Source organism: Glaciecola sp. HTCC2999, assembly GCF_000155775.1.
Classification (GTDB): domain Bacteria; phylum Pseudomonadota; class Gammaproteobacteria; order Enterobacterales; family Alteromonadaceae; genus Opacimonas.
Map to the genome: position 1 here is coordinate 265,721 of NZ_DS989812.1, position 25,677 is coordinate 291,397.

Sequence of the window (25,677 nt, forward strand, 5' to 3'; positions counted from 1 at the left end):
GATACTGGGCCTTTATCATTGATATTCTGTATACTAGGTAACATTGCACACGTTTATTTAAGGAAGACCATGGATGCTTTAACATTGTTGTTAACCCGTCATTCTCAACCTCGTTTAACACAGCCTGCTCCTTCTGGGATGACGCTTGAAAATATTAAACAGGCAGCGCTCAGAGCCCCAGACCATGCGGGACTAAAACCTTGGGAATTCATTGTTTGTACTGATGAGGGGTTATCTAAGCTAGGTGAGATATTTAAAGATTCAGCGCTTAAATCTGGCAAGGGGCAGGAAAGTATTGACCGTGCTTTACAATTGCCGCATCGCGCACCCATGGTAATTGTGGCGATTGCGAAATATGTTGAACATGAAAAAGTTCCCAGAGAAGAGCAAATCGCTGCAACCGCGTGTGCCGTTCAATCTATGCAAATGGCTGCGCTGGTTCAAGGTTTTGCCGGTATTTGGCGCAGCGGGAGCTATGCCCAATGCCCATTTGTTAAAGCGTCGTTTAATCTAGCGGCACAAGATGAAATTGTGGGCTTCTTATATTTGGGTAGCAGTAAGATGAAACCTATGCCAAAACCAAGGATTGCCAGTGATACATACTTTACCCATTGGTCATAATCGACCAATGGGAAGTGTGCTACCTGGTGTTGAAATACGATTAAGATCCAATGCTAAACGTCAGGCCTGCGTGTTTTTGTAAACGTTCAATAAGTGCTTCACCCATTGCTGGCGCTGGTGTATACACGCCACCGAGGGTCGCTAAATCGTCAAATGCTAGACACATGGCGCTTTGGGCGAGCATTTTTGAAGTTGAACCATAGCCAGGATCTTCTGTGCCACTGACACTTGCGACATAGCGCTCATTATTCCCCTGAGCGATAAACATTAAATCGTAACTACCATTATCACGTTCCTCTTTATTAGGCCCTTCTCCCGGTTTTGGCGCATCTTTACCAGCTAATGAATTATCACTAGCGACAAAGTTAGCCATTTTTTCACCTTGTTCACCGGGCCCTGTGAGGATCATTTCATCGTACACAAAGTCTTCGCCGTATAAGTGGTCTAATAGTGCATTAGAGCGATGAATGTTTTTTGTATTAATCGTCGCCATAATAAAAGGGGCGACCCAGCTCTGTAAATCGTCATCGAAATAAGGTTGATCACCTGCTGGTTGTTCTGGGCCAGTAAAGCCATTAGCTAATGAAAAGGGGTCCTTTAGGTAACCTAAAATAGTAGGATCACTGGCTGCTGCTTTCATTGTCGCTTGTAAACTGGCAGCGGTACCCCCTGAAAATTTTCCATTCATTGCACGAACACGACATTGCACTTTGGGTAAGGTTTTAGCGGTGTAATGTTGAATATGTTCTTGTAGATAAAATACCCCTAAATCAAATGGTATAGAGTCAAATCCACAAGAAAACACGATGCGAGCACCTGAATCATGCGCCATATCGGATAAAGCGTCTATTTTTTGGCGCATCCAAGATGGTTCACCACATAAATCGACATAATCCGTTCCTAATTCTGCGCAGAGAGAGACTAGGGTGTCTCCATATAATTGATAGGGGCCTACAGTGGTAATCACAACTCTAGTCTGAGTGACTAATTCACGAAGAGCATCTTCATCATGACTGTCAGCCACTAGCATGGGTAAGTCATCTGGAAGTGCTAGTGTTTGTTTAATCTGCGCTAATTTTTCAGCACTGCGACCAGCAATTGCCCATTTAACGCTACTGTTTGCGTAGTAAGAATGAAAGTATTCTGCGACGAGTTGACCGGTAAAGCCGGTGGCGCCATAAATGATAATATCGAAAGGTTTATCAGAAGTTAAGGCATATGCCATAAAAGCGTCCTTATTATTGTTTTTGTTCAAATGTTAAATAATTGTTACTTAACAAGTGAACTACAAGGTCACTTTTATGGCAAGATATTTTTTAATTAATTATCTATTTAGTCTAATTAACTAATGGTGACAATCTTACAGGTGTTGGTTGCACCAATCGTTTCCATTTGGTCACCATAAGTAAAGATGATTTGGTCACCGACTTCTAATACACCCTCATTTTTCAGGTGCTCAACTACATCAGAGGTAATTTGACCCTGTTTAGATGCTGTTGAATCAAAACGAAGTGGGGTTACTCCGCGATATAACGCCATCATATTGAGTGTATCTGTGTGTCGTGACATACCAATAATAGGCAAAGATGTAGTGATACGTGACATCAGTTTAATACTTGAACCTGATTCCGTTAACCCGACAATCGCTTTAATGGATTTATAATGGTTAGCTGCATATACCGCCGCCATGGCAGTCGCTTCACTAATATTATCAAATTCTTGCGTTAAACGGTGATTAGACACATTTACACTCGGGTGAGTTTCAGCACCTTCACATACTCGCGCCATGGCTGCTACTGTTTCAATAGGAAATTTACCCGCTGCGGTTTCTGCTGATAACATGACTGCATCAGTACCATCTAATACGGCGTTCGCTACATCCATCACTTCTGCACGAGTAGGTAATGGTGCTTCGATCATCGATTCCATCATTTGTGTCGCAGTTATAACGATTTTATTGAGTTGACGTGAACGAGAGATAAGTTTCTTTTGTACACCGACTAATTCAGCATCACCAATTTCTACCCCTAAATCACCACGAGCAACCATTACAGCATCGGATGCTAAAATAATATCGTCAATTGCTGCATCTGTTGCAACAGTTTCAGCACGCTCTACTTTGGCACAAATTTTTGCGAAACAACCAGCGGCTTCGGCTAACTCACGAGCATAATCTAAGTCTGCACCATTACGAGGGAAACTGACAGCGAGGTAGTCAACACCAATGGCTGCTGCTGTTTTAATGTCTTCTTTATCTTTATCAGTTAACGCTGCTGCTGATAAGCCACCACCTTGACGGTTAATCCCTTTGTTATTGGATAATTTACCGGCGACACTGACGTGGTATGGATTTTTGAGCCTTCAACATTGTCAACGATCAGTTGAACACGACCATCGTCAAGTAAAAGTACATCACCTGGATTGACATCTTCAGGTAACGCTTTGTAATCGATACCGACACTGGTTTGTGTTCCACTGTCTTTATCTTGGGCTGCGTCCAACGTAAATTTGTCACCTAAAGATAAATAAATTGGGCCTTCAGCAAACTTACTGACACGAATTTTAGGACCTTGCAAATCACCTAGAATACCAACATATGTGTTTAGCTTAGCTGCTACAGCTCGAACTCGTTGAGCGCGTTGAATATGATCTTCTGCAGTACCATGAGAAAAGTTCATGCGAACAACATTAGCGCCTGCAGCAATAAGTTGCTCAAGCATTTCTGTACTGTCAGTGGCCGGACCTAATGTGGCTAAAATTTTGGTTCTACGTTGCGCTGTCATATATTTCCTTGCACCGTTTGTCGGTGTTTATCATTTTAAAATGGTTAACTTAAGGTAATTATATTACAAAATTGCGATAATTTGGCTATTTTGTTTGTTTATTACGTAATTAATTTTCAATTATAAGTAGAGAGTCTATTTATTTTTGTGAAAAACGAGAATCTTTAAGCGACTCTTTAACCCGTTTTAAATTTTCTCTGAATTTGTTTCCACGCCTTAATGTAAAGCCTGTCGCGAGGATATCGATTAACGTTAATTGAGCAATCCTAGAAGCCATTGGCATATACATATCGGTATCTTCAGGTACATCAAGCGACAGTACATAGTTGCATTCTCGACCCAGCGGACTATCTTTGGCAGTGATCCCCACCACTGTCGCATCATTGGCTCGCGCTATTTGTGCTATTTCTACTAGAGATTTGGTACGTCCAGTATGTGATATCAAGACAATCACATCCCCATCACCACTGTTCATCGTCGACATACGTTGCATAACAATATCTTCAAAATACACGACTGGGACATTAAAACGGAAAAATTTATTTAATGCATCATGCGCGACAGAGGCAGATGAACCCAACCCAAAAAAAGAAATTTTACGTGCCTGTGTTAACAAATCAACGACACGATTGATGGTATTGATATCAACAGATTGTTTAGCAATATCCAGTGCAGCCATAGTCGATTCAAAAATCTTATTAGTGTACTCTTCAGGCCCATCATTTTCATCTACGTTACGATTTACGTAGGGTGTGCCGTTAGCTAAGCTCTGGGCAAGATGAAGTTTGAAATCTGGAAAGCCCTTAGTATCTAACCGTCGACAAAAACGATTAACAGTGGGCTCACTGACGTCTGATAAATTAGCTAAAGTAGCAATACTCGAATGTATTGCATTTTGAGGGTTTGCTAAAATAGCGGCTGCTACTTTCTTTTCTGATTTACTGAAAAGTGCATTGTTGCGTGTAATTTTATCAAGGATGTTCATATATATATGCTCAAGCTGTTGTTCAATATAGCCTTTTATTTAATATTGTTATTGTCGGCTTTGTGTTCAGTATACTCTTATTTTTGTAATTAATTACAGAATTTATTGTCAAAACTAGCAAAAAAGTAAATAAAAACGATTATTTGGTAAGTAAAGTTGTAATTTTACTACAAAGTTGAGTAGAATCTTCAAATAATATTGAAAAGTAATATGTTAATATATTACTTTTCCTAAACTTAATAAGGTTGATATCAGTGTTAAATACATCTTTTGAACCCGTAGATTTTGTTTTATTCGGTACTGCCGGTGACCTTGCTCGCCGCAAACTTCTCCCATCTCTATATGAATTAGAAAAAGCAAATTTGATGCATGCTGAATCAAAAATTATCGGTGTTGCACGAAATGAATCATCTTTAACTGAATATCAAGATATGGTGAAAGAGAATATCGAGAAATTCACCAAGGAAGCAATTTGTCCTGAAACGTGGTCACGTTTTTGCGCTAAGTTAGAGTATTTACAAGTCAACATGAAAGAACCTGAAGACTACAAAGGATTCTTATCTCATGTAGATGATAGTCGTATCATGGTGTGTTATTTCGCCACTCCTCCTGCTATTTTTGGTGATATTTGTAGAGGCTTACACTCGGCTAACATTATCGATGAAACTGTAAGAGTCGTGTTAGAAAAACCGATTGGCAACGATTTAGAAACATCTAAAGCGATTAATGATGAAGTCGCGGAATATTTTAATGAAAACCAAATCTACCGCATTGACCATTACCTAGGTAAAGAAACCGTCCTTAACTTAATTGCTTTGCGTTTTGCTAATTCAATATTTGCAACAAACTGGGATCATAATTGTATCGATCACGTACAAATCAGCGTGGCCGAGTCTGTTGGGATTGAAGGCCGTTGGGGCTATTTTGATGACGCAGGTCAAATGCGCGATATGGTGCAAAATCATTTACTTCAGGTACTGAGCTTAGTAGCCATGGAACCACCCACAACACTGGATGCTGATAGTATCCGTGATGAAAAATTAAAAGTGTTAAAAGCATTACGCCCAATTAATCAATCAAACTACCAGCAATCTACAGTTCGTGGTCAATACATCGGTGGATTTGTGAATGGAGTGGAAGTGCCTGGGTATTTAGATGAACCTGACGCTAATGAACGTTCTCGTACGGAAACATTCGTGGCGATTAAGGCTGAAATTGATAACTGGCGTTGGGCAGGTGTACCTTTTTACTTAAGAACCGGTAAACGTATGCCAGCTAAAACATCTGAAGTAGTGATCTACTTCAAGCGCCAGCCCCATAATCTTTTTGGTGATAGTTTTGCTAACTTACCTCCTAATAAACTGGTTATTCGTCTTCAGCCTGATGAAGGTGTTGAAGTTACGGTGATGAATAAAGTGCCAGGTTTAACTACCTCTGGCTCTATGGATTTGCAAAAATCATATTTAAACTTAAGTTTCTCAGAAGCTTTCCAAGGCGAACGCATTGCTGATGCTTATGAAAAGTTATTATTAGAAGTAATGTTAGGTAACCAAGCATTGTTCGTCCGCCGTGATGAAGTTGAACAAGCTTGGTCTTGGGTCGATTCTATTATTGACGCTTGGAATAACAGTAATGAGCCTCCTGAACAATATCAAGCGGGAACGTGGGGACCGGTCAACTCGATAGGTCTTTTAGCGAAAGAAGGTCGTGCTTGGTATCAATCAAAAGCAGTGAAATAGGACAATATTATGTCATTACAAACGCATGAATTTGTATCAAAAGATGCATTAAACACAGAGTTTGCAACAAAAATTACCGATATATTACAAAATGCCATTGTGCAAAAAGGTAATGCAAGCCTCATCGTCAGCGGTGGGAACACTCCTAAGCCTTTGTTTGCTCAGCTATCTATTGCTGATATTGACTGGGATAAAGTCACTATTAGTCTTGCTGATGACCGCTGGGTTGATGTGACAGATGATGCGAGTAATGACAAATTAGTTCATGAACATTTGTTGGTGAATAACGCAAGTAAAGCCACTTTCATCTCCTTAAAGCATGACGTTGCCAATGCGGCTGATGCTGTTGAGGCTTGTGAAGCTGCAATAAGCGATGTGCAAATGCCATTCGATGTGCTTATTTTAGGAATGGGTGAGGATGGCCATACTGCATCGCTATTTCCATGTTCAGAACAACTTCAAGCTGGCTTAGATCTTAATTCAGGTAAAAAATATATTGCAGTTCAGCCTACTACGGCGCCCCACCAACGTATGTCATTGACTTTACCTGCGCTGTTAGCTTCCAGTAACATCTTCTTGCATTCAACGGGTGAATCCAAAAAAGCCGTTATCGCTAAAGCATTAGAAAGTACCGAATCAGAAATGCCAATAAAAGCTGTCTTAGAAAGAGCTAACGTACAGCTAATGTGGGCACCATAGGAAATTTAATCATGAATAGTTTAATTAATGAAGTCACTCAACGTATTATTGAGCGTAGCCAAACAACACGAGCAGCTTATCTTGCAAAAATAGAAGCTGCACGTATTCAAGGACCACACCGTGGTTCATTATCATGTGGTAACCTCGCCCATGGTTTTGCTGCGTGTGGTAAGGCTGATAAAGCAGATTTAACGAGCATGGTTAAAGCGAATGTCGCGATTGTATCATCATATAATGATATGTTATCAGCACATCAACCCTATGAAGAATACCCTGCGATTTTAAAAGCGGCGATCAATGAAGTGGGTTCAGTCGCCCAGTTTGCTGGTGGTGTGCCTGCTATGTGTGACGGGGTCACGCAAGGTAACGCAGGGATGGATTTGAGCTTGATGAGTCGTGACGTGATTGCAATGTCTACAGCGGTGGGTTTATCGCATAACATGTTTGATTCAGCCTTGATGCTTGGGATTTGTGACAAAATTGTCCCAGGGCTTTTAATTGGTGGATTAAGTTTTGGACATTTACCAACAGTATTTGTGCCTGCCGGTCCAATGCCTTCAGGCCTTCCAAACAAAGAAAAAGCACGTGTACGTCAAGCCTATGCAGAGGGTAAGGCAGATCGCAATGAATTATTAAAAGCAGAATCTGAATCTTATCACTCTGCCGGTACCTGTACCTTCTATGGCACCGCTAATTCGAATCAGCTAGTAGTTGAAATGATGGGCTTACACTTACCAGGTTCTAGTTTTGTTAATCCTGGCACTGAGTTACGTGACGCGTTAACGAAAGCAGCTGCGGTGCAAGCTACACGTATTACTGATTTAGGTGATAACTATACACCGATTGGTCATATTGTTGATGCAAAAGCGGTAGTGAATGGGATTGTTGCATTATTGGCAACAGGTGGCTCAACGAATCACACGATGCACTTAGTTGCAGTAGCTCGAGCAGCTGGATTTATTGTTAACTGGGATGACTTTGCCGATTTATCGCGCGCAACGCCACTACTCACACGTATTTACCCTAATGGCTCTGCCGATATCAACCACTTTACTGCTGCTGGTGGTATGTCTTTATTATTTAAAGAATTATTAGATAATCAATTATTACACAATGATGTTAAAACTATTTGTGGTGAAGGGTTGGATTTGTATACCAAGGAGCCTGTTGTTCGCGATGGCGAGTTATCATGGGTGGATGGACCATCTGCGTCATTAGATAAAACGGTAGTAGCAACAGTGGCAGAACCGTTTAAACAGGATGGTGGTTTATCCGTGTTAGAAGGGAATTTAGGCCGTGCAGTCATGAAGACTTCAGCCTTACGTAATCCACATTGTACCTTTACTGCACCTGCGGTTGTATTCGAAGACCAATTCGATTTAGACGATGCGTTTAATTCTGGTCAATTAAACCGAGATTGCATCGTTGTTGTCCGATTCCAAGGGCCTTCAGCTATTGGTATGCCAGAATTACACCGTTTAACGCCTCCTCTCGGTGTATTACAAGATAAAGGTTATAAAGTCGCGCTTGTTACAGACGGTCGTATGTCGGGTGCATCAGGTAAAGTCCCAGCTGCTATCCATATGACTCCAGAAGCATACAAGGGTGGTTTATTGGCTAAAGTTCAAGACGGTGATCTCATTGAATTAGATACTAAGACCGGTGTGGTGAACTTACTGGTAGATGACGCTGAATTAGCACAACGCGAAAACAAGCCAGCTGATTTATCAAAACACGCACAAGGTATGGGGCGTGAAATGTTTGCATCTATGCGTTTAGCTATGTCTGGAGCAGAGGAAGGCGCATGTGCATTATTTTCTGAACAAGGAAATCTGCATGACGCATAAGTTAATTGCTGATATTGGTGGCACAAATGCACGTTTTGCCCAAGTCACAGATACTGGCTTAATCAACATAGAGAAATATTTGGTGGCGGATTACCCCACCATTCAAGATGCTTTAGAACACTATTTTGCCAGTTATCCAGAAGCTAAATTTACTTCGGTGTGTTTAGCTATAGCAGCGCCAGCCAATCAAGATTGGGTTGATTTTTCTAATAGTCATTGGTCTTTTTCTTGCCAAGATCTCAAAACGGCGTTATCGCTAGAGCATTTGCTGGTGATCAATGACTTTACCGCTGTGGCTCACTCATTACCGGTATTAAATGATGAGCAGATTATACAAATTGGTTCGGGGCACGCTGAACCTCACGGCAATCGGGCCGTATTTGGGCCTGGTACTGGCTTAGGTGTTGAACATCTTACCCATAATGCATCCGGCTGGACAACACTTGATGGGGAAGGGGGGCATGTTGATTTTGCACCTGTAGATCTGACTCAGATGGTTGTTTGGCAACATATCTATAAGAAATTAGGTCGAGTTACCGCTGAAGAAGTCATGTCTGGACGAGGTATTGTCAATATCTATGAAGCCTTGTGTGCGCATCATGGCCAAGAGTCTGTGTTGACTGAAGCTGCTGACATCACTGAGGCGGCATTGGCCGGTTCCTGTAAAATTTGTGTAGAAGTGCTTGACGTCTTCTGCAACGCCATGGGTACCTTCGCTGGTAATCTAGCGATAAATTTGGCGACTACAGGAGGCGTATTTATTGGTGGTGGTATTGCTGCGCGATTCATTGATTTTTTACAAGCCAGCAAATTCCGAGCACGCTTTGAGGCGAAACCTCCTATTTCAGGCTATGTCAAAGACATACCTACTTTTATTATTAACGAGCCTGACCATGGGCTAATTGGTGCGGCAGCGTACCTCAACCAACATTTAAGGAGTGCGCCATAATGAGTCAACATTGGCAAACCACGGCAGCTGAAGTATTTGCCACTAGTCCCGTCGTTCCCGTTATTGTGATTCACAATATTGAAGATGCGGTGCCGTTAGCAAAAGCGTTAATTGCCGGCGGAATCAGTGTATTAGAGGTGACATTACGTACGCCTGTCGCATTAGATGCGATACGTGCGATTGCACAAGCGTTACCTGACTCTATGATAGGCGCTGGTACAGTAACGAATGCTAAGCAGCTTAAAGACGTGACAGATGCTGGCGCTAAGTTTGCGATTAGTCCTGGTATGACGGCAGAATTATTAGCTGCAGGTCAAGCAGGTTCTATTCCTCTGATCCCTGGTATTTCTTCGACATCCGATTTAATGAAGGGAAAAGATGCCGGTTATACACACCTTAAATTCTTCCCAGCTGAAGCAGTAGGTGGTATCAAAGCGATTAAGTCCATCAGTGGTCCGTTCCCTGATATGGTATTTTGCCCCACTGGTGGTATTAGCTTAGCGAATTATAAAAATTACTTGGCTTTACCAAATATTCCATGTGTGGGTGGATCGTGGATTGTACCAGATGACCTAGTGAAAAACGGCGATTGGGCTGGGATTACACAACTAGCTAAAGAAGCTGTAGATGGTGCTAAAATTTAGGTAAATCGCTTAATCGATTAAGTTTTGGTTGAACTTATACAGCATAATGATAGTATACATTTTTTTAACATATTATTAATCTTGCTGTGAAAACTAAATCTAATACACTACGTTCAATTGCTGAGCAACTGAACGTTAGTACTGCAACTATCTCAAATGCGTTTAACCGTCCGGATCAACTGTCGAAGGTTAAACGCGAAGAGATCCTCTCTGCATGTAAGGAACTAGGGTACTTTGGACCAAATAAAGCGGCGCAGTCTTTACGTCGCGGACGTTCAGGTATTATTGCGTTAGTATTAGCTGATAGTATTGACTATATGATCAGCGACCCTGTGGCTTCCTCCTTCATTCGTGGCGTTTCTGAAATTGTTAAAGAACATGATTCACACTTGTTACTTTTTTCTGGTAGTTCGACATCGATAAATTCGGTGATTGATTTTGTTGATGGATTTATTTGTTACGGTACGCCTAGAAACTCAACGTTACTTAAAGAACTGGAACGTTGTCCCAAAAAAGTGATTACGGTTGATTTTGAAATTCAAGATAGAGCCTCTGTGAGTGTAGATAATTATCAAGCCGCTTATGAAATTGCGTTAAAGGCTCTGACACCTAATGATTCGGTAGCTATTGTCGGTTTACGTATTACTAATGATGAAGTTACAACGAGAGTTAACAATACTTCCTTAGCAAATGTCGCGACTTCAGTTGGCTATAAGCGTTATGAGGGATACTTGAAAGCCATGAGTGAGCTTGGCATAGAATTAGACACATCACTTGTATGGAACGTGCCTGAAAGTACTCAAGAACATGCTAAAAAAGCCGCTCTTGACATCCTTGATAGAGAACGGTTACCTAACACGATATTATGTATGTCAGATTTGATTGCCTTGTCGATTTTGAAGGAATTACTCAGTGCTGGTGTGAAAGTCCCTGAGCAAGTTAAGATTGTTGGCTTTGACGGAATTGAAGAAACTAAACGACACCATCCTATTTTGTCTACTGTCTATCAAAATAGTACGGAAAAAGGGCGCATGGCCGCCCATTTATTTAAAAGTAAAGAACCGACAACCACAATGTTAGACTATCATATCCTGGAAGGTGAATCCTGCTAGGCTATCGTTTGAATTAATTGATGATGATTATGCGGTGCTAATTCAAAATGTTGTGTGAGCGCCGTTTCAACACAAATCATTTGTAAGTATTCATCATCTGCGAAATCAACAAAACTCTGGCTCTTATTCCTCCAAGGATTCCAGATCACTAATGAATCATGCCCTGCATGAGTGATTGCAGTGATGGGGCGATCTTTATGATATATATCGGTACTTAATATATTATCAGTATTAGGATGTATCCGGTCAACCTCTCCCGTGAATCGATAAGTTTCAGGAGTACTGCCTATTGCCCCTTCATTAGCATTATCAGAATACTCACCTGTAATACCTGATAAGCTTGTTTCTGGAAGATCATCAATTGCGAAATAACTATGTAACGCACATGACAAGGGAACCGGTTTTTCTCCTTTGTTATGGGATAGTAATTTTACCTCAAGATGGTCGTGTGTTAGCGTGATTATCAATTGACAGGTTAACCCTTGCGGCCATAATGGATGGGTTAGGTCAGTAGGGCTTAATGTAATACTCACGCTTTTAGTTGTGCTGACTTTAGCATCGAGCTCCCATAATTGCTGACGGACCAAACCATGAGCAAGTTTATGCTCGTTAATATCGGGGTGGAGCTGGCCAAACCAAGGCCAACAAACCGGGATACCACCTCGTATCGGACGCGAACCGTCGAGTTTAGCTTGCTTACTCATAAACAGTTTTTCAACGCCTGATTGTGTATAAGATAACACATGCCCACCAAATAAACTGACTACACAGGTATTTTCACCTAGCGTTAAATGGACGAGTGGAACTGAAGCATGAGAGAAGTGAGTCATTGGTCATCCTTAAGGTTGTATGTTTTGGATATAAAAAAAGCCACTTACCCTATCATGAGTAAGTGGCTCTATCACATCGTTTTATTTATTTTGAAATGTGGGTCACAAGGTCAAGTACCTTGTTTGAATAACCCATTTCGTTGTCATACCATGATACGAGTTTTACAAATGTATCTGACAATGCAATCCCAGCTGAAGCATCAAAAATAGAGGTATGCTTATCGCCAATAAAATCATTAGATACTACAGCGTCTTCTGTATAGTCTAAAATACCTTTCATGCTTGTTTCTGATGCCGTTTTAATCGTGGCACAGATTTCAGCATATGTTGCAGGCTTTTCTAGTGTGACAGTTAAATCAACAACAGAGACATCTGGAGTAGGTACGCGGAAAGCCATACCCGTTAACTTACCATTTAATTCAGGGATAACTTTACCAACCGCTTTGGCTGCACCAGTTGATGAAGGGATAATGTTCTGGCCTGCACCACGGCCACCACGCCAATCTTTTGCAGATGGGCCGTCTACTGTTTTTTGTGTAGCGGTTGTCGCGTGTACTGTTGTCATTAAGCCTTCTTTAATACCGAAGTTATCATTAATAACTTTCGCTAACGGCGCTAAACAGTTGGTTGTACAAGATGCGTTTGAAACAATATTTTGTCCAGCATACTCGGTGTGGTTAACACCCATTACAAACATAGGAGTGTGATCTTTAGAAGGAGCAGACATGACTACTTTTTTAGCGCCTGCGGTGATGTGTTGAGCAGCGGTTTCTTCAGTTAGGAATAAGCCCGTCGCTTCAACGACAACATCAGTATCGATAGCGTCCCATGCGAGCGCTTCTGGATTGCGTTCGCTAGTTACACGAATAAATTGTCCATTGACTTCTAAACCACCATCAACAACTTCAACAGAGCCATTGAAACGTCCATGAGTAGAATCGTATTTGAACATATACGCGATGTAATCTAAGTCTAATAAATCGTTGATACCAACAATTTGAATGTTATCTCTTTCTAGCGCAGCGCGCATTACTAAGCGTCCAATGCGTCCGAATCCATTGATTCCTACTTTGATCGTCATGATTGACTCCGATAATGAAATTAAGTTACATAATTATAGGCTTTTAGTCTGATATTTGCAATAATGATGTAGTTTTATTACATGCTGGTTGTTCATTTATTTTTGCAAACGTATTCAATATCACCTTGCTAATGAATAATGAATAATGTTAAGCATAAAAATTTATTATTAACGGAATAATGTATGACTCAATCTATTATCGATACGTTAGTGCAAATGCGTGGCATTGAAACTAGCTTTGTGGATGCATGGGGTAAGCCAGCGACTGTTGCTGATGGTACAAAGGAAAAAATTCTTGGTGTCATGGGATATGACGTTGAAAACATAGATGTACTTGAAGCCCAAATGCATGAACAAGTGAGTGATGTGTGGATGACACCATTGAATCCTGTTCAGGTCATTAGGGATGATGAGCAGGTGCAGATACCTGTGCGCTTACCGATTGAGTTAGTCACTGAAACCGTTTGTTTTACACTGACTTTCGAAGATAAAGATTCACATGTATTTACTACGCAGTTAATTGAGCATGAATTAGTTAATGCAACCGAAGTGGATGGCGCTGAGTTTCAAGAATACATCATAATGTTAGACGTTAATATGCCGCATGGTTATCACACATTAACTTTAGCCATGGAAGATGGTGACGTCATTGGACAAGGCCGAATTATTCAAGCGCCTAAAGCATGTTTTACCCCTGATGCTATAACTCAAGGAAAGAAAATATGGGGATTAAGCATTCAACTGTATTGTGTACGAAGCGAAAAAAATTGGGGGATAGGTGATTTTAGTGATTTAACTGTCTTAATTAACCGCGCAGCCGATCAAGGTGCTGATTTTGTTGGTTTAAATCCAATACATGCGCTATACCCTAATAATCCCAACTCCTGTTCTCCCTATTCTCCGTCATCTCGTAAATGGTTGAATCATTTATATATTAATGTAAGCGCAGTGCCTGGCTATGACCAACCATCTATCCAAGCAATGGTGAATGATGCTGATTTCCAAGCTCAGTTAACTCATACCAGGGCCATTGAATATGTTGATTATAATGCTGTTAGTGCATTAAAAATGCCGGTGCTCAAAGCGTTATTTGAACTTAATTCATCGAATATCGAGCTACAAAAAGCGCTAGATATATTTATTGATGCAGGCGGCGAAAGTTTACAAACGCTCATGCGTTATGATGCATTACAAGCCCACTTAAAAAGCACAGATCAAGACTATTGGGGCTGGCCAGTATTCCCAGAAGCATTACAAACGGCAGATTTACCTGCGGTGGATGAGTTTGCTCAAGCACATGCTGATGAAGTTCGTTTCTATGGATTTTTACAATACCTTGCTGCTGAACAGTTTGAGGCTGCAAGTGCTCAAGCGAATGCACGAAATATGATTATTGGATTATATCGTGATTTAGCTGTCGGCGTCAGCGAAGGAAGTGCTGAAATTTGGGGGGCGAAAGACCTCTACGTGACGGATGCTTCTGTTGGTGCACCGCCTGATATCCTAGGGCCTCTGGGACAAAATTGGGGATTGCCGCCAATGGATCCTGAACAGCTCTATCAACAAGGTTATCAGCCGATTATTGATTTATTTTCTTCAAATATGCAGCATTCCGGCGCCTTACGTATTGATCATGCAATGGCATTATTACGTTTATGGTGGGTCACGAAAGGAGACCATGCTGATAAGGGCGGTTATGTGTATTATCCTGTGGATGATTTATTAGGGATATTGGCCTTAGAATCACATCGTCATCAAACGTTGATTATTGGTGAAGATTTGGGCACTGTGCCGGAAGAAATACGTCAAAAATTAGCAGATAATGGTGTGTATTCTTATCGTGTATTCTTTTTTGAGCAAGCTAAGGATGGCGGGTTTTACTCACCAAGTCACTATCCTGTGCAATCAATGTCGACACTGACAATTCATGACTTTCCTACATTAATTGGTTACTGGCATTGTAATGATCTTGCGTTAGGTAAAGAACTTGGTCTTTATCCGACCGACGAAATTTTACAACCGCTGTATGATTCTCGGCACGATAACAAACAACAAATCTTGAATACCTTGCACGGGCATGGTGCTATTTCAGATAATATTGCCCGATCTGTTGAGCATGTGGGGATGACCCAAGAGCTTAATTACGGTATGCAGGTTCATATGGCAACGGGTTCAAGTGCATTGTTATCTTTGCAGTTAGAAGATTGGTTACAGATGGACAAACCGGTTAATATTCCTGGTACTTTTGAAGAATATCCTAATTGGAAACGCAAATTATCGCATAATTTAGAAGATATATTTACGTTACCTGAGGTGTTAAGATTATCTCAACGGATTAATAGCGCTAGACGCGACGCTTCAACGACATAATATTTTTAGAAGGATTTTTTAGTTTCATGGCTGATTTTACACATATTACTACTGCAAGTGCATCTCATCCCTTTATTGATTTAGGGGCATTCGTGCATGATGACGGGACATTTTTTCGTTTTTCTTTACCCGGTGCCAACGCCGTAGATGTTATTGCTTTAGACGGTAGTATTTTAACTCAATGTGTTGAAACAGAACCGGGTATTTTTGAGGCCACGTCGACGCAAAGTGTGACTCACTATGAAATTGAAGTTACCACACCCGATACACAATATCGAGTATATGACCCATACTCATTCAAAGATGAAGCATATCATGCAGTGCATTTTGTCGACCATGCGCCAGAAAATGTTTACCAACAACTGGGTGCTCAACTGATCAATATCAAACTAGACGACGGCAGTGAAATTAATGCAGTGCGTTTTGCGGTATTTGCACCAAATGCACAATCTGTCAGTGTGGTGGGTGAGTTTAATCTATGGAATGATGTGTGTCATCCTATGCAAAAAACCGACATGGGCTATTGGGTGTTAGTCATCCCTCAAGCGAAAGTAGGTGATAAATACAAGTACGCAATAAAAGATGCGCAAGGTCATTCCCTGCCGCATAAAGCTGATCCAGTGGGTTTTAGTGCCGATCAATATCCATCTCATGCATCTAACATTGTTGATCATAATGCATATCAATGGTCGGACAGCCAATGGATGCAGCGAAAGACGTTTAATCCTTATCAACAACCGATGAGTATTTATGAAGTGCAATTAGCGTCATGGAAACGTCCTCATGATGATCGCACTTATTTAACTTACCGTGAATTAGCCGTAGAACTCGTCGATTATGTTGTCGAAATGGGCTATACCCATATTGAATTAATGCCAATAAGTGAATATCCATTTGATGGTTCTTGGGGGTATCAACCTGTTGGTTTATTTGCACCTACTAGTCGATTTGGTTCGGTAGATGACTTTAAATATTTTGTGGATGCCTGTCACCAAGCTGGGATTGGCGTCATCATTGATTGGGTACCAGCGCATTTCCCAGAAGATGGCCATGGGCTAGCTCGTTTTGATGGTAGCTGCGTATACGAATATGAAGATCCTAGAAAGGGGTGGCATCCAGATTGGAATTCCTGCATTTACGATTTTGGTAAAAGTGAAGTACGTCAATTCCTAGTCGCAAACGCGTTGTTTTGGTGCGATAAATTTCATATCGATGGATTGCGTGTAGATGCTGTCGCATCGATGTTATATTTAGATTATTCACGTGATGACGGTGAATGGATCCCGAATGTTGATGGTGGGAACCATAACTATGAAGCGATTTCCTTATTACGTTGGATGAATCAAGCGGTCTATTCAGCCTTTCCTAAGGTGATGACTATAGCTGAAGAGTCTACTTCATTTGCTAAAGTATCTCGTCCAGTCGATATGGATGGTCTGGGTTTTGGTTTTAAATGGAATATGGGTTGGATGCATGATTCATTGCATTACATTGCCAAGGATCCTGCTTATCGACGTTATCACCATAATGACATCACTTTTAGTATGGTTTATGCGTTTGATGAAAACTTCGTGTTACCTATATCACATGATGAAGTCGTATATGGAAAAGGTTCATTACTTGGAAAAATGCCGGGAGATGAATGGCAACAAGCAGCGAACTTACGTACCTATGCTGGTTTTATGTATGCCCATCCAGGGAAAAAGTTAAATTTTATGGGTAATGAATTTGCCCAGTACAAAGAATGGGATCACGATGGTCAATTGGATTGGGATTTACTTCAATATGATAAACATCAACAAATCCAAACGCTATACAAAACACTTAACCATCTCTATGGAGACTATCCAGCATTGCATGCATGTGATCATGAACATCATGGGTTTGCGTGGTTGACGCATGATGATGCTGAGCGGTCCATTCTATCGTTTAAACGTATTGATCCTAAAACACAACAAACCATCTATATTATCTGTAACTTTACCCCAGTGCCCGTCGATAACGTGCATATTGGTGTGAGTGCTGGTCAATATCGTTGTTTATTAAACACAGATGCAATTGAATTTGGTGGCAGTGGTTTTGCTATACCGGATACGCTCAGTGCTAATGAGTTTGAGAGTCACGGCCAAGCTCATAGTATTGCACTCACATTACCCCCATTATCAACGATGTTCTGGATTGCTCAGGATTAGTTTTTCTCTTAAATAGAGGCGCTATGTCAAGCTTAGCCAACCCTTATCCTTTTGGATGTAGTTTTTTAACTCACGATGTCAACTTTGCGGTCTATGGACCGCAACTTGATAACTGTACTATTTTTATTTTTCATCCTGATACGCAAGAGATATTGTATGAGCAGCCCATGCGTCATCGTCAAGGCCATGTGTGGTTCGACGCTCTGTCGATTAATGTGGAAGGGTTTTGTTATTTATACGGTACGGTCATTGAGGTTGACGGTGTCGAAGAAGTTCAGTATTTTTCTGATCCCTTTAGTCGCGAACTAATTTCTGCGTGGCACTGGGACAAAGCGCGCTATGAAAAACGTTCGCACTTGTTTTATCCTAAAACAAAGATAGTTCAACAACATCTTCACCGTTATCCACTGGCATATAAAATAGCGCCTGAAAAACGGGCAGTGTATGAAATGCACGTTAAGAGTATCTCAATGCGTCACCCCGAAGTCCCAGAAAAAGAACAAGGGACGTATGTCGGGGCAACTCATCCCGCGATCATTGACCATTTAAAGCAACTTGGGATCACTACCGTTCAATTAATGCCAGTGATGGCATATATGCCAGAACCATTTATTACGGAAAAAGGCTTAACGAATTTTTGGGGGTATAATCCCGCTTCTTTGTTAGCGCCTGAACCGCGGTATGCAATGTATGATGCGCATAAAGAACTGCAAGTCATGATTAAGGAATATCATAAAGCAGGTTTAGAAGTCATCATTGATGTGGTGTTTAACCATACCGCAGAGTCTGGACCAGATGGCCCTATTTTGAATCTTCGCGCAACCTGTGAAGATGAAGCTTACACCCGAGTAGAAGGAACTGAGCATTACGCCAATTACTCAGGATGTGGTAATAGTCTTAATCTTGAAAGTCCTTATATCCTCACCTTAGTGTTAGAAGCGATGCGGCATTGGGTCCAGATTTATGGTGTCGATGGTTTCCGCTTTGACTTGGCTACTGGACTTGGCAGAGAGCCGCACGCGTATTCTTCTCGAGCTGCGTTTTTTAAAGCCGTACAACAAGATCCAATATTGCGTAATACTTATATGATTGCTGAACCTTGGGATTTGGGCGATTATGGTTATCAGTTAGGTCAGTTTCCTGTCAGTTTTGCGGAGGTAAATGATCAATTCCGTGATGTAGCTCGAGGTTTTTGGCGTGGAGATAGAGGGTTGACGGGCACTTTTGCTACGCGAATGTTCGGCTCGCGTGATATTTTCCATAAGGGATATTGCAGTATTCACACCTCCGTAAACCCCATTACTTATCATGATGGTTTTACCTTGCATGATTTGGTCAGTTATAACGAAAAACACAACGATGCAAATTTAGAAGAGAATCGTGATGGCCACAACCACAACCTGTCTTATAACTATGGGGTAGAGGGACCGACTAAAGATCTGGTCATCCTTAGTGTCCGTGAGCGGCAAAAACGTAATATGATTGCATGTATGGTGTTTGCTCAAGGGACACCACACTTTTTATCCGGTGATGAACTGAGTAAAACGCAACACGGCAATAACAATGCTTATTGTCAAGACAATGAAATGAATTATTTGGACTGGGACTTAGTCAAATCACAACAGGACTTTTTATCGTTCTGTCAATATTGTCTCGCACTTAAACGCAATAGCCGGATCTTAACCAACGCGCAATTAGACGATGATGATTATCGTCTAGATTCTAATATTGAATTTGTAAAATGGTATAAGATTGACGGATCGGATAAAGGCGACAGTGATTGGGAAGACCCAGATGTATTGGGTTTTGCTGTGGAGATGTGTGAAAAATCTCAAATGACACCACCAACGGATGCAGAGCACTGGCTACTCTGCGTTAATGCCAGTACTCAAGACGACGTATTAGTGTTACCTAAACTGCCTCATGGGGCGCGTTGGGAAGTGTTACTGGATACCCGTATGAGCGAATTTAGACCCAAAGGTAATTACATCCCTAAACCAGAATTTGTGATCTCAAATCGCTCCGTCGTCTTATTTAAAACAGATTGGTCGGCAATCGACTAACTTATGTTGAGGAATGAGGATGAGTATTGATAAAGCACAATTAGCACAACGTCTTAGCCGAGAAGCATTTTATGTGACTCAAGAAAAAGGGACTGAGCGACCTTTTACTGGGGAATATAATGATCATTGGGAAGCTGGGGATTACCACTGCGTGTGCTGTGATGCACGCTTATTTACGCAAGCCCATAAATTTAATGCTGGGTGTGGTTGGCCCTCATTCTTTGAGCAAACCGATGATAGTAATGTGGTCTTTCGTGAAGACAATAGCCACGGTATGGTTCGCACTGAAATTGTATGTAAGCATTGTGATGCCCATTTAGGGCATGTGTTTGACGATGGACCTGCGCCTACTGGACAAAGATATTGTGTTAATTCAGTATCATTATCATTTAAATAAATAAAATATCATTTTTTCATACGTTTTTAGTATTAGTCCTGCCGCTTATTTTGTAATGAAATTTCTCGTAAATGACCTCATTTGTGAGTTTCATGTGTAAAACAGAATAAGCTGTTGTAATCCTTCAATCACATTCACAATTTTCAGCTCATAATTGATGAATTCTGTAATAAATCAACAGTTTGGCAATAATGAAAACTCCGCTTACACTATCTTTGAATTATAGCGGAGGGTAGTGTAATACGCACATTTACTCTCCATTAAGACTTCCCAATTAGGAATCATTTAAGGTAGGAAAATGAATCAACAAGTTGAACAGGATCTCCAAAACAGCTGGCAAGAGCGTCAGGAATACGCTGAAACGATGTTGCCACTGATTGGTAAACTTTATCGTAACCGTGCTATTGAGATTTCGGTCTATGGCCGTTCTTTATTAAATGCCAGTGCAATCGACGTGATCAAAGCACACCGAACAGTGCGTTTACATGAAGGTCAAAAGTTACGTTTACGAGAGTCATTTCCCATTGTTGAGTCGTTAGCGGTGATGCAACTTGCACCAGCGCAGATTGATATTGGCAAGTTAGCATGGGAATTCAATTACGGTCGCGGGAAAGATCAAACTGATTTGACGGCGTTTTTAAATGACGAATTAAATGACATTGTGAATCGCGGTGATGATCAAGTACCTCAAGATGTAGTGTTGTATGGATTTGGGCGTATTGGTCGATTATTGGCGCGTTTATTGATTGAGCGTCAAGGTACCAATAATAAATTACGTTTACGTGCGATTGTTGTGCGTGGAGGTCGAGATGGTGACTTAGAGAAGCGTGCCAGTTTACTGCGTCGTGATTCCGTTCATGGGCCTTTCAACGGCAGTATCACTGTTGATACAGAACGAAAAGCGTTACTGGCTAATGGTTCTTTTATTCAAATGATTTATGCTAATTCACCTACCGAAGTTGATTATACTCAATACGGGATCAATAACGCGATTGTGATTGATAACACCGGCATGTGGCGTGATCGTGATGGTTTAGGTTTGCATCTAAAATCGAAAGGGGCGAAAAAGGTATTATTAACGGCACCAGGTAAGGGCGATATTAAAAACATCGTTCACGGTGTCAACCATGCCGATATCTTAGATTCGGACACCATTATGTCTGCTGCAAGTTGTACTACCAATGCGATCACTCCGGTATTAAAAGCATTAGATGAGCAATATGGCATTGAGAATGGTCACGTGGAAACCGTCCATTCATATACCAATGATCAAAATTTGATTGATAACTTCCATAAAGCCGAACGCCGTGGTCGTAGTGCGCCATTGAATATGGTCATTACGGAGACGGGTGCTGCAAAAGCAGTTTCAAAAGCGTATCCACAGTTAGAAGGGAAGTTAACGGGTAATGCGATCCGTGTGCCTACTCCGAATGTGTCGATGGCGATTTTGAACCTGAATCTTAAACACGCGACAAATAAAGAAGAAGTGAATCATTTTTTACAAGATGCATCGCTTTTTTCTGAACTACAGCACCAAATTGACTTTACTCAGTCTACTGAAATTGTATCAAGTGATCTAGTAGGCGCGCGGGCCGCGTCAATCGTGGATTCAACTGCAACCATCGTTGCGGGTAACCGTGTTACTTTGTATGTTTGGTATGATAATGAGTTTGGTTACAGCTGTCAGGTAATGCGTGTGGTTCGCGATATGGCAGGGATCACCTCTCCAACATTACCTAAGTAACCACAGCGCATTAAGCGCTTAGTTCATTAATAAAAAACCTGAATATTTTATAGTATTCAGGTTTTTTTATGAGGTGATGAAAGATCGACACTCATTTATATGTCTGTTACATTAATAATTGAATATTTTTTGAGTCAAATTGTGTCTGAATCCAGCCCATCTCCCCAAAAGCCACTGAAACGTTATATATTTGAAACAGTGATGATATGTTTAGTCATAGGGGCAGTATTTGCTTTTCAACAACGTAATATGCTGCCAAGTGATGGTTCGGTCAGCTTACCCGATACCCAATTTGTGACGTTATCCGGTCAAACTATTCCTTTGCTAGCTAAAGATAAACCGACACTGGTATACATTTTTGCTCCTTGGTGCACTATTTGTCGTATCAGCATCAATAACCTTGATAGCTTAAATTCCGATAAAGTCAATGTAGTGCGGATTGGAGTTGACTATCAATACATTGAAGAGTTAACCCATTTTGTCGATGAGGTAGGGGTTAAAGGGGAAATACTACTGGGCAATAATCAGACCATTAGAGATTTTCAGGTGACTGCTTACCCCAGTATTTATATCTTACAACCCGATGGCACTGTCGTTGGGCGTTCAGTGGGATATACCACATCGCTGGGTTTAAAATTACGTACTGCATTTGAGTAACGATATTCTTGTATTATTAGGAGTTGCATAGCATTAAATATCTTAAGATCATGCCTAGTATTTTTGATGAGTAATTGGTAAATTACAAAAAACAATAATAACTGGAATGATTCAATGCAAATCAGCTCCCAATTCGACAGTGGTAACATTCACGTCGTTTCTGCAACATCTCCTAATGACATCCGTCTACGTATCAACCGCGATAACCAATCCAATTTTTATCAATGGTTTCACTTCCGCTTACATACTCAAGCCATGGTCAATCATACTATTGTAATTGAGGATCTAGCTAAATCCGCCTATCCAAAAGGGTGGGAAGGTTATCAGGCGCTCGCCAGTTATGACCGAGATGAGTGGTTTCGTGTGGATACCTCTTTTTATGGGGATGAACTCACAATCGATGTGACACCAGAGTACGAGGTGATATATTTTGCATATTTTATCCCTTATAGCTATGAACGTTATCTAAACTTATTAGCGTCCGCACAAACGGCGTTTGATTGTCAGCATGTGTTATTAGGCGACACTATAGATGGGCGTGATGTATCAATGTTAGTGATTGGTGATACCCTCAGTGACACGCCTAAAAAATCAGTATGGATTACTGCGCGCCAACATCCGGGTGAATCTATGGCTTCCTGGTGTGTAGAAGGGTTGATCTATCGTTTGCTAGACGAAGATGATGGCGTAGCGCGCAAATTGTTAAAGGATGCTGTCTTTTATATTGTTCCTAATATGAATCCCGATGGTTCAGTTCGCGGCCATCTTCGGACTAATGCCGTCGGCACAAATTTAAACCGTGAATGGCAAACGCCGTCGTTAGATAAGAGTCCTGAAGTTTATTATGTACTCAATAAAATGCGAGAAACTGGTGTCGACATGTATCTGGATATTCACGGTGATGAAGCATTACCCTATAATTTTGTCGCCGGTTCTGAAGGTGTACCTAATTATGATGATACGATGGCGCACCTAGAAAATACATTTAAACAAGCATTACTCAGCGCAACGCCTGAATTTCAAGATACTTTTGGGTATCCTAAAGATGAACCGGGTAAAGCGAATTTAACGGTTGCATCAAATGCAATTGCACATCAATTTGGCTGTATGTCTTATACTTTAGAAATGCCGTTTAAAGATAATGCGGATTTACCTGATGCTGCGTATGGATGGTCAGTACCTCGATGCGCGCAACTAGGTGAGGATCTATTGATCCCTATCCGAGCCGTGATACAAGAATTACAAAACAATAAAACAACAACGATAAAACAATAACTACATCACAAGGAACACCTTATGGATGCACTCTATAACGTACTAACAACGCTCGATGGCTTTTTGGGGGGCGCTTTTTGGTTCCCTTATGTGCTACTTGGCGTCGGTTTATTTTTTACTCTCTATTTGAAATTCCCACAAATTCGATTTTTTAAGCATGCTTGGAAAGTGGTCACTGGTAAATACGACAAAGCTGATGACCCAGGTGATACATCTCATTTCCAATCACTCACGACTGCCTTATCTGGTACAGTGGGTACGGGTAATATATCCGGTGTGGCATTTGCGATTTTCTTAGGTGGTCCCGCTGCATTATTCTGGATGTGGGTGACGGCCTTTTTTGGTATGACAACCAAGTTTGTTGAAGTCACACTTTCGCATAAATATCGTGAAAAAACGGCCGATGGCACGATGGCCGGTGGTCCTATGTATTACATGGATAAGCGACTTAATATGAAGTGGTTAGCCGTGGCGTTTGCTGTAGCGACAGTAATATGTTCATTTGGTACGGGTAATCTACCCCAATCAAATGGTATTGCCACTTCAATTGAGGCGACGTTTGGGTTTGACCCGATGTTAGTAGGTGGTGTGTTAGCTATCTTATTAGGGTTAGTGATTATTGGTGGTATCCATAGGATTGCAACGGTCACTGCTAAAATTGTTCCGATAATGGCGCTCATTTATATCATTGGTGCTTTAGCGGTTATTTTCGCCAATGCAGGCAATATTGGACCTGCGTTTGCAGCTGTCATCTCAGATGCGTTTACTGGTTCTGCCGCTGCCGGTGGTTTCTTAGGGGCGACGTTAGCATACGCATTTAACCGTGGGGTGAATCGCGGCTTATTCTCGAATGAAGCTGGTCAAGGTTCAGCACCAATTGCTCATGCTGCGGCTAAAACGAAAGAATCTGCCTCAGAAGGTATCGTATCTATCTTAGAGCCGTTCATTGATACTATCATTATCTGTACTATTACAGGTTTGGTTATTTTATCGTCGGGTGTATGGAAAGAAAAACATCAAAACGTCTTTGATGCATCTGATATGGTTTTCTTGGCGGGCCAGCATTCTGATAAGAATCAAGCAGACGTAGAAAACTTATATAAGTTGATTAATAATATTGATGGTTCGAGCGTAGAATATTACAACGGTGTGGTCACTATTGTGGCTGGTAAAGCACAAAACACTGCAGACTTTACGTTAATGAATGCCCGTTCAATTGCTGAAGATGTTTCATATGGCGTCGGGTCTGAAGAAGATTTATTCACAGGTCGTTTTGAAGTCGTCAACGGTGTACCACAAAAAAATAATTTAGTAGTGTCAGGTAAGTCTCTAGTTCACTCGGCTAAATTAACGACCATCGCCTTCACACGCGGTTATTTTGGTGACTTTGGGCAATATATTGTGTCGGTGGGCTTACTATTATTTGCATTCTCGACAGCCATTGCTTGGTCTTATTATGGGGATCGTGCGATGACCTATTTATTAGGGCCAAAATCGGTTATGCCATATCGCGTAGTGTATATTGCAGGGTTCTTCTGGGCTGCTTTCTCTGATACAACCTTAGTTTGGGCATTATCAGCAGTCGCGATCGTCGTGATGACCTTGCCTAATTTGTTCGGCATCATGATGTTACGCAAAGAAATGAAAGATACGATGAACGAGTATTGGAATAAAGTTAAGAGTTAAATC

General features: G+C 41.2%; 19 protein-coding genes and 1 pseudogene. 15 read left to right on the forward strand and 5 right to left on the reverse strand.

Annotation, left to right across the window (positions count from 1 at the left end):
* Positions 1-69: 69 nt before the first annotated feature.
* Positions 70-621, forward strand: coding sequence for an NAD(P)H nitroreductase (locus G2999_RS07505; protein ID WP_010180322.1), 552 nt, complete (start codon positions 70-72; stop codon positions 619-621).
* A gap of 40 nt (positions 622-661) precedes the next feature.
* On the opposite strand, the gene G2999_RS07510 is transcribed toward G2999_RS07505, so the two are convergent.
* The 3 genes and pseudogenes from G2999_RS07510 to G2999_RS07520 all read right to left on the reverse strand — a co-directional run bounded on the left by G2999_RS07510 (position 662) and on the right by G2999_RS07520 (position 4,389).
* Positions 662-1,846 (reverse strand): trans-acting enoyl reductase family protein, encoded by a 1,185-nt coding sequence (locus G2999_RS07510; protein ID WP_010180324.1) that lies wholly within the window; start codon positions 1,844-1,846, stop codon positions 662-664.
* Positions 1,847-1,962: 116 nt separating this feature from the next.
* A pseudogene (gene pyk, locus G2999_RS12160) lies at positions 1,963-3,404 on the reverse strand (pyruvate kinase).
* 139 nt (positions 3,405-3,543) lie between these two features.
* Positions 3,544-4,389 carry a MurR/RpiR family transcriptional regulator gene (locus G2999_RS07520; RefSeq protein ID WP_010180330.1) on the reverse strand — a complete coding sequence of 282 codons (846 nt, stop codon included), beginning with the start codon at positions 4,387-4,389 and terminating at the stop codon, positions 3,544-3,546.
* Positions 4,390-4,643: 254 nt separating this feature from the next.
* Between G2999_RS07520 and zwf the strand changes: the two genes are divergently transcribed.
* From zwf to G2999_RS07550, 6 genes are all read left to right on the forward strand, one after another.
* Entirely contained in the window at positions 4,644-6,128 is a 1,485-nt protein-coding gene (gene zwf / locus G2999_RS07525) for a glucose-6-phosphate dehydrogenase (protein ID WP_010180332.1), read from the forward strand.
* 9 nt (positions 6,129-6,137) lie between these two features.
* Positions 6,138-6,827 carry a 6-phosphogluconolactonase gene (gene pgl / locus G2999_RS07530; RefSeq protein ID WP_010180334.1) on the forward strand — a complete coding sequence of 230 codons (690 nt, stop codon included), beginning with the start codon at positions 6,138-6,140 and terminating at the stop codon, positions 6,825-6,827.
* 11 nt (positions 6,828-6,838) lie between these two features.
* Positions 6,839-8,674, forward strand: a complete 1,836-nt coding sequence (edd, locus tag G2999_RS07535) for a phosphogluconate dehydratase (RefSeq protein ID WP_010180336.1) — start codon at positions 6,839-6,841, stop codon at positions 8,672-8,674.
* On the forward strand, positions 8,664-9,623 hold the full coding sequence (gene glk, locus G2999_RS07540; protein ID WP_010180338.1) for a glucokinase: 960 nt from the start codon (positions 8,664-8,666) through the stop codon (positions 9,621-9,623). The genes edd and glk overlap by 11 nt, the downstream gene beginning before the upstream one ends.
* Entirely contained in the window at positions 9,623-10,267 is a 645-nt protein-coding gene (locus G2999_RS07545) for a bifunctional 4-hydroxy-2-oxoglutarate aldolase/2-dehydro-3-deoxy-phosphogluconate aldolase (protein WP_010180340.1), read from the forward strand. The genes glk and G2999_RS07545 overlap by 1 nt, the downstream gene beginning before the upstream one ends.
* Before the next feature lie 86 nt (positions 10,268-10,353).
* Positions 10,354-11,379 (forward strand): LacI family DNA-binding transcriptional regulator, encoded by a 1,026-nt coding sequence (locus tag G2999_RS07550; protein WP_010180341.1) that lies wholly within the window; start codon positions 10,354-10,356, stop codon positions 11,377-11,379.
* On the opposite strand, the gene G2999_RS12165 is transcribed toward G2999_RS07550, so the two are convergent.
* Positions 11,376-12,209: a D-hexose-6-phosphate mutarotase gene (locus G2999_RS12165; protein ID WP_010180343.1), complete on the reverse strand. Its 834-nt coding sequence runs from the start codon at positions 12,207-12,209 to the stop codon at positions 11,376-11,378. The two genes, G2999_RS07550 and G2999_RS12165, sit on opposite strands and share 4 nt — an antisense overlap.
* A gap of 85 nt (positions 12,210-12,294) precedes the next feature.
* On the reverse strand, positions 12,295-13,290 hold the full coding sequence (gene gap / locus G2999_RS07560; protein WP_010180345.1) for a type I glyceraldehyde-3-phosphate dehydrogenase: 996 nt from the start codon (positions 13,288-13,290) through the stop codon (positions 12,295-12,297).
* Between the two features lie 183 nt (positions 13,291-13,473).
* Between gap and malQ the strand changes: the two genes are divergently transcribed.
* The 8 genes from malQ to G2999_RS07600 all read left to right on the forward strand — a co-directional run bounded on the left by malQ (position 13,474) and on the right by G2999_RS07600 (position 25,674).
* Positions 13,474-15,660, forward strand: coding sequence for a 4-alpha-glucanotransferase (gene malQ / locus G2999_RS07565; RefSeq protein ID WP_010180347.1), 2,187 nt, complete (start codon positions 13,474-13,476; stop codon positions 15,658-15,660).
* 26 nt (positions 15,661-15,686) lie between these two features.
* Entirely contained in the window at positions 15,687-17,852 is a 2,166-nt protein-coding gene (gene glgB / locus G2999_RS07570) for a 1,4-alpha-glucan branching protein GlgB (RefSeq protein WP_010180349.1), read from the forward strand.
* 23 nt (positions 17,853-17,875) lie between these two features.
* Positions 17,876-19,915: a glycogen debranching protein GlgX gene (gene glgX, locus G2999_RS07575; protein ID WP_010180351.1), complete on the forward strand. Its 2,040-nt coding sequence runs from the start codon at positions 17,876-17,878 to the stop codon at positions 19,913-19,915.
* A gap of 19 nt (positions 19,916-19,934) precedes the next feature.
* Entirely contained in the window at positions 19,935-20,312 is a 378-nt protein-coding gene (gene msrB / locus G2999_RS07580) for a peptide-methionine (R)-S-oxide reductase MsrB (protein WP_010180352.1), read from the forward strand.
* 298 nt (positions 20,313-20,610) lie between these two features.
* Positions 20,611-22,056 (forward strand): glyceraldehyde-3-phosphate dehydrogenase, encoded by a 1,446-nt coding sequence (locus tag G2999_RS07585; RefSeq protein ID WP_010180354.1) that lies wholly within the window; start codon positions 20,611-20,613, stop codon positions 22,054-22,056.
* Positions 22,057-22,197: 141 nt separating this feature from the next.
* Positions 22,198-22,713 carry a redoxin domain-containing protein gene (locus G2999_RS07590; RefSeq protein ID WP_198006094.1) on the forward strand — a complete coding sequence of 172 codons (516 nt, stop codon included), beginning with the start codon at positions 22,198-22,200 and terminating at the stop codon, positions 22,711-22,713.
* 114 nt (positions 22,714-22,827) lie between these two features.
* Positions 22,828-23,988, forward strand: a complete 1,161-nt coding sequence (locus G2999_RS07595) for a M14-type cytosolic carboxypeptidase (RefSeq protein WP_010180358.1) — start codon at positions 22,828-22,830, stop codon at positions 23,986-23,988.
* 21 nt (positions 23,989-24,009) lie between these two features.
* Complete coding sequence (locus G2999_RS07600; protein ID WP_010180360.1) at positions 24,010-25,674, forward strand: sodium:alanine symporter family protein; 1,665 nt, start codon at positions 24,010-24,012, stop codon at positions 25,672-25,674.
* Positions 25,675-25,677: the final 3 nt, after the last annotated feature.

What these genes read in the sequence shown, in the direction of transcription:
- G2999_RS07505 (WP_010180322.1), top strand. Translation starts at nt 70, where the DNA reads ATGGATGCTTTAACATTGTTGTTAACCCGTCATTCTCAACCTCGTTTA.
- G2999_RS07510 (WP_010180324.1), bottom strand. Translation starts at nt 1,846, where the DNA reads ATGGCATATGCCTTAACTTCTGATAAACCTTTCGATATTATCATTTAT.
- G2999_RS07520 (WP_010180330.1), bottom strand. Translation starts at nt 4,389, where the DNA reads ATGAACATCCTTGATAAAATTACACGCAACAATGCACTTTTCAGTAAA.
- pgl (WP_010180334.1), top strand. Translation starts at nt 6,138, where the DNA reads ATGTCATTACAAACGCATGAATTTGTATCAAAAGATGCATTAAACACA.
- edd (WP_010180336.1), top strand. Translation starts at nt 6,839, where the DNA reads ATGAATAGTTTAATTAATGAAGTCACTCAACGTATTATTGAGCGTAGC.
- glk (WP_010180338.1), top strand. Translation starts at nt 8,664, where the DNA reads ATGACGCATAAGTTAATTGCTGATATTGGTGGCACAAATGCACGTTTT.
- G2999_RS07545 (WP_010180340.1), top strand. Translation starts at nt 9,623, where the DNA reads ATGAGTCAACATTGGCAAACCACGGCAGCTGAAGTATTTGCCACTAGT.
- G2999_RS12165 (WP_010180343.1), bottom strand. Translation starts at nt 12,209, where the DNA reads ATGACTCACTTCTCTCATGCTTCAGTTCCACTCGTCCATTTAACGCTA.
- gap (WP_010180345.1), bottom strand. Translation starts at nt 13,290, where the DNA reads ATGACGATCAAAGTAGGAATCAATGGATTCGGACGCATTGGACGCTTA.
- malQ (WP_010180347.1), top strand. Translation starts at nt 13,474, where the DNA reads ATGACTCAATCTATTATCGATACGTTAGTGCAAATGCGTGGCATTGAA.
- glgB (WP_010180349.1), top strand. Translation starts at nt 15,687, where the DNA reads ATGGCTGATTTTACACATATTACTACTGCAAGTGCATCTCATCCCTTT.
- glgX (WP_010180351.1), top strand. Translation starts at nt 17,876, where the DNA reads ATGTCAAGCTTAGCCAACCCTTATCCTTTTGGATGTAGTTTTTTAACT.
- msrB (WP_010180352.1), top strand. Translation starts at nt 19,935, where the DNA reads ATGAGTATTGATAAAGCACAATTAGCACAACGTCTTAGCCGAGAAGCA.
- G2999_RS07585 (WP_010180354.1), top strand. Translation starts at nt 20,611, where the DNA reads ATGAATCAACAAGTTGAACAGGATCTCCAAAACAGCTGGCAAGAGCGT.
- G2999_RS07595 (WP_010180358.1), top strand. Translation starts at nt 22,828, where the DNA reads ATGCAAATCAGCTCCCAATTCGACAGTGGTAACATTCACGTCGTTTCT.
- G2999_RS07600 (WP_010180360.1), top strand. Translation starts at nt 24,010, where the DNA reads ATGGATGCACTCTATAACGTACTAACAACGCTCGATGGCTTTTTGGGG.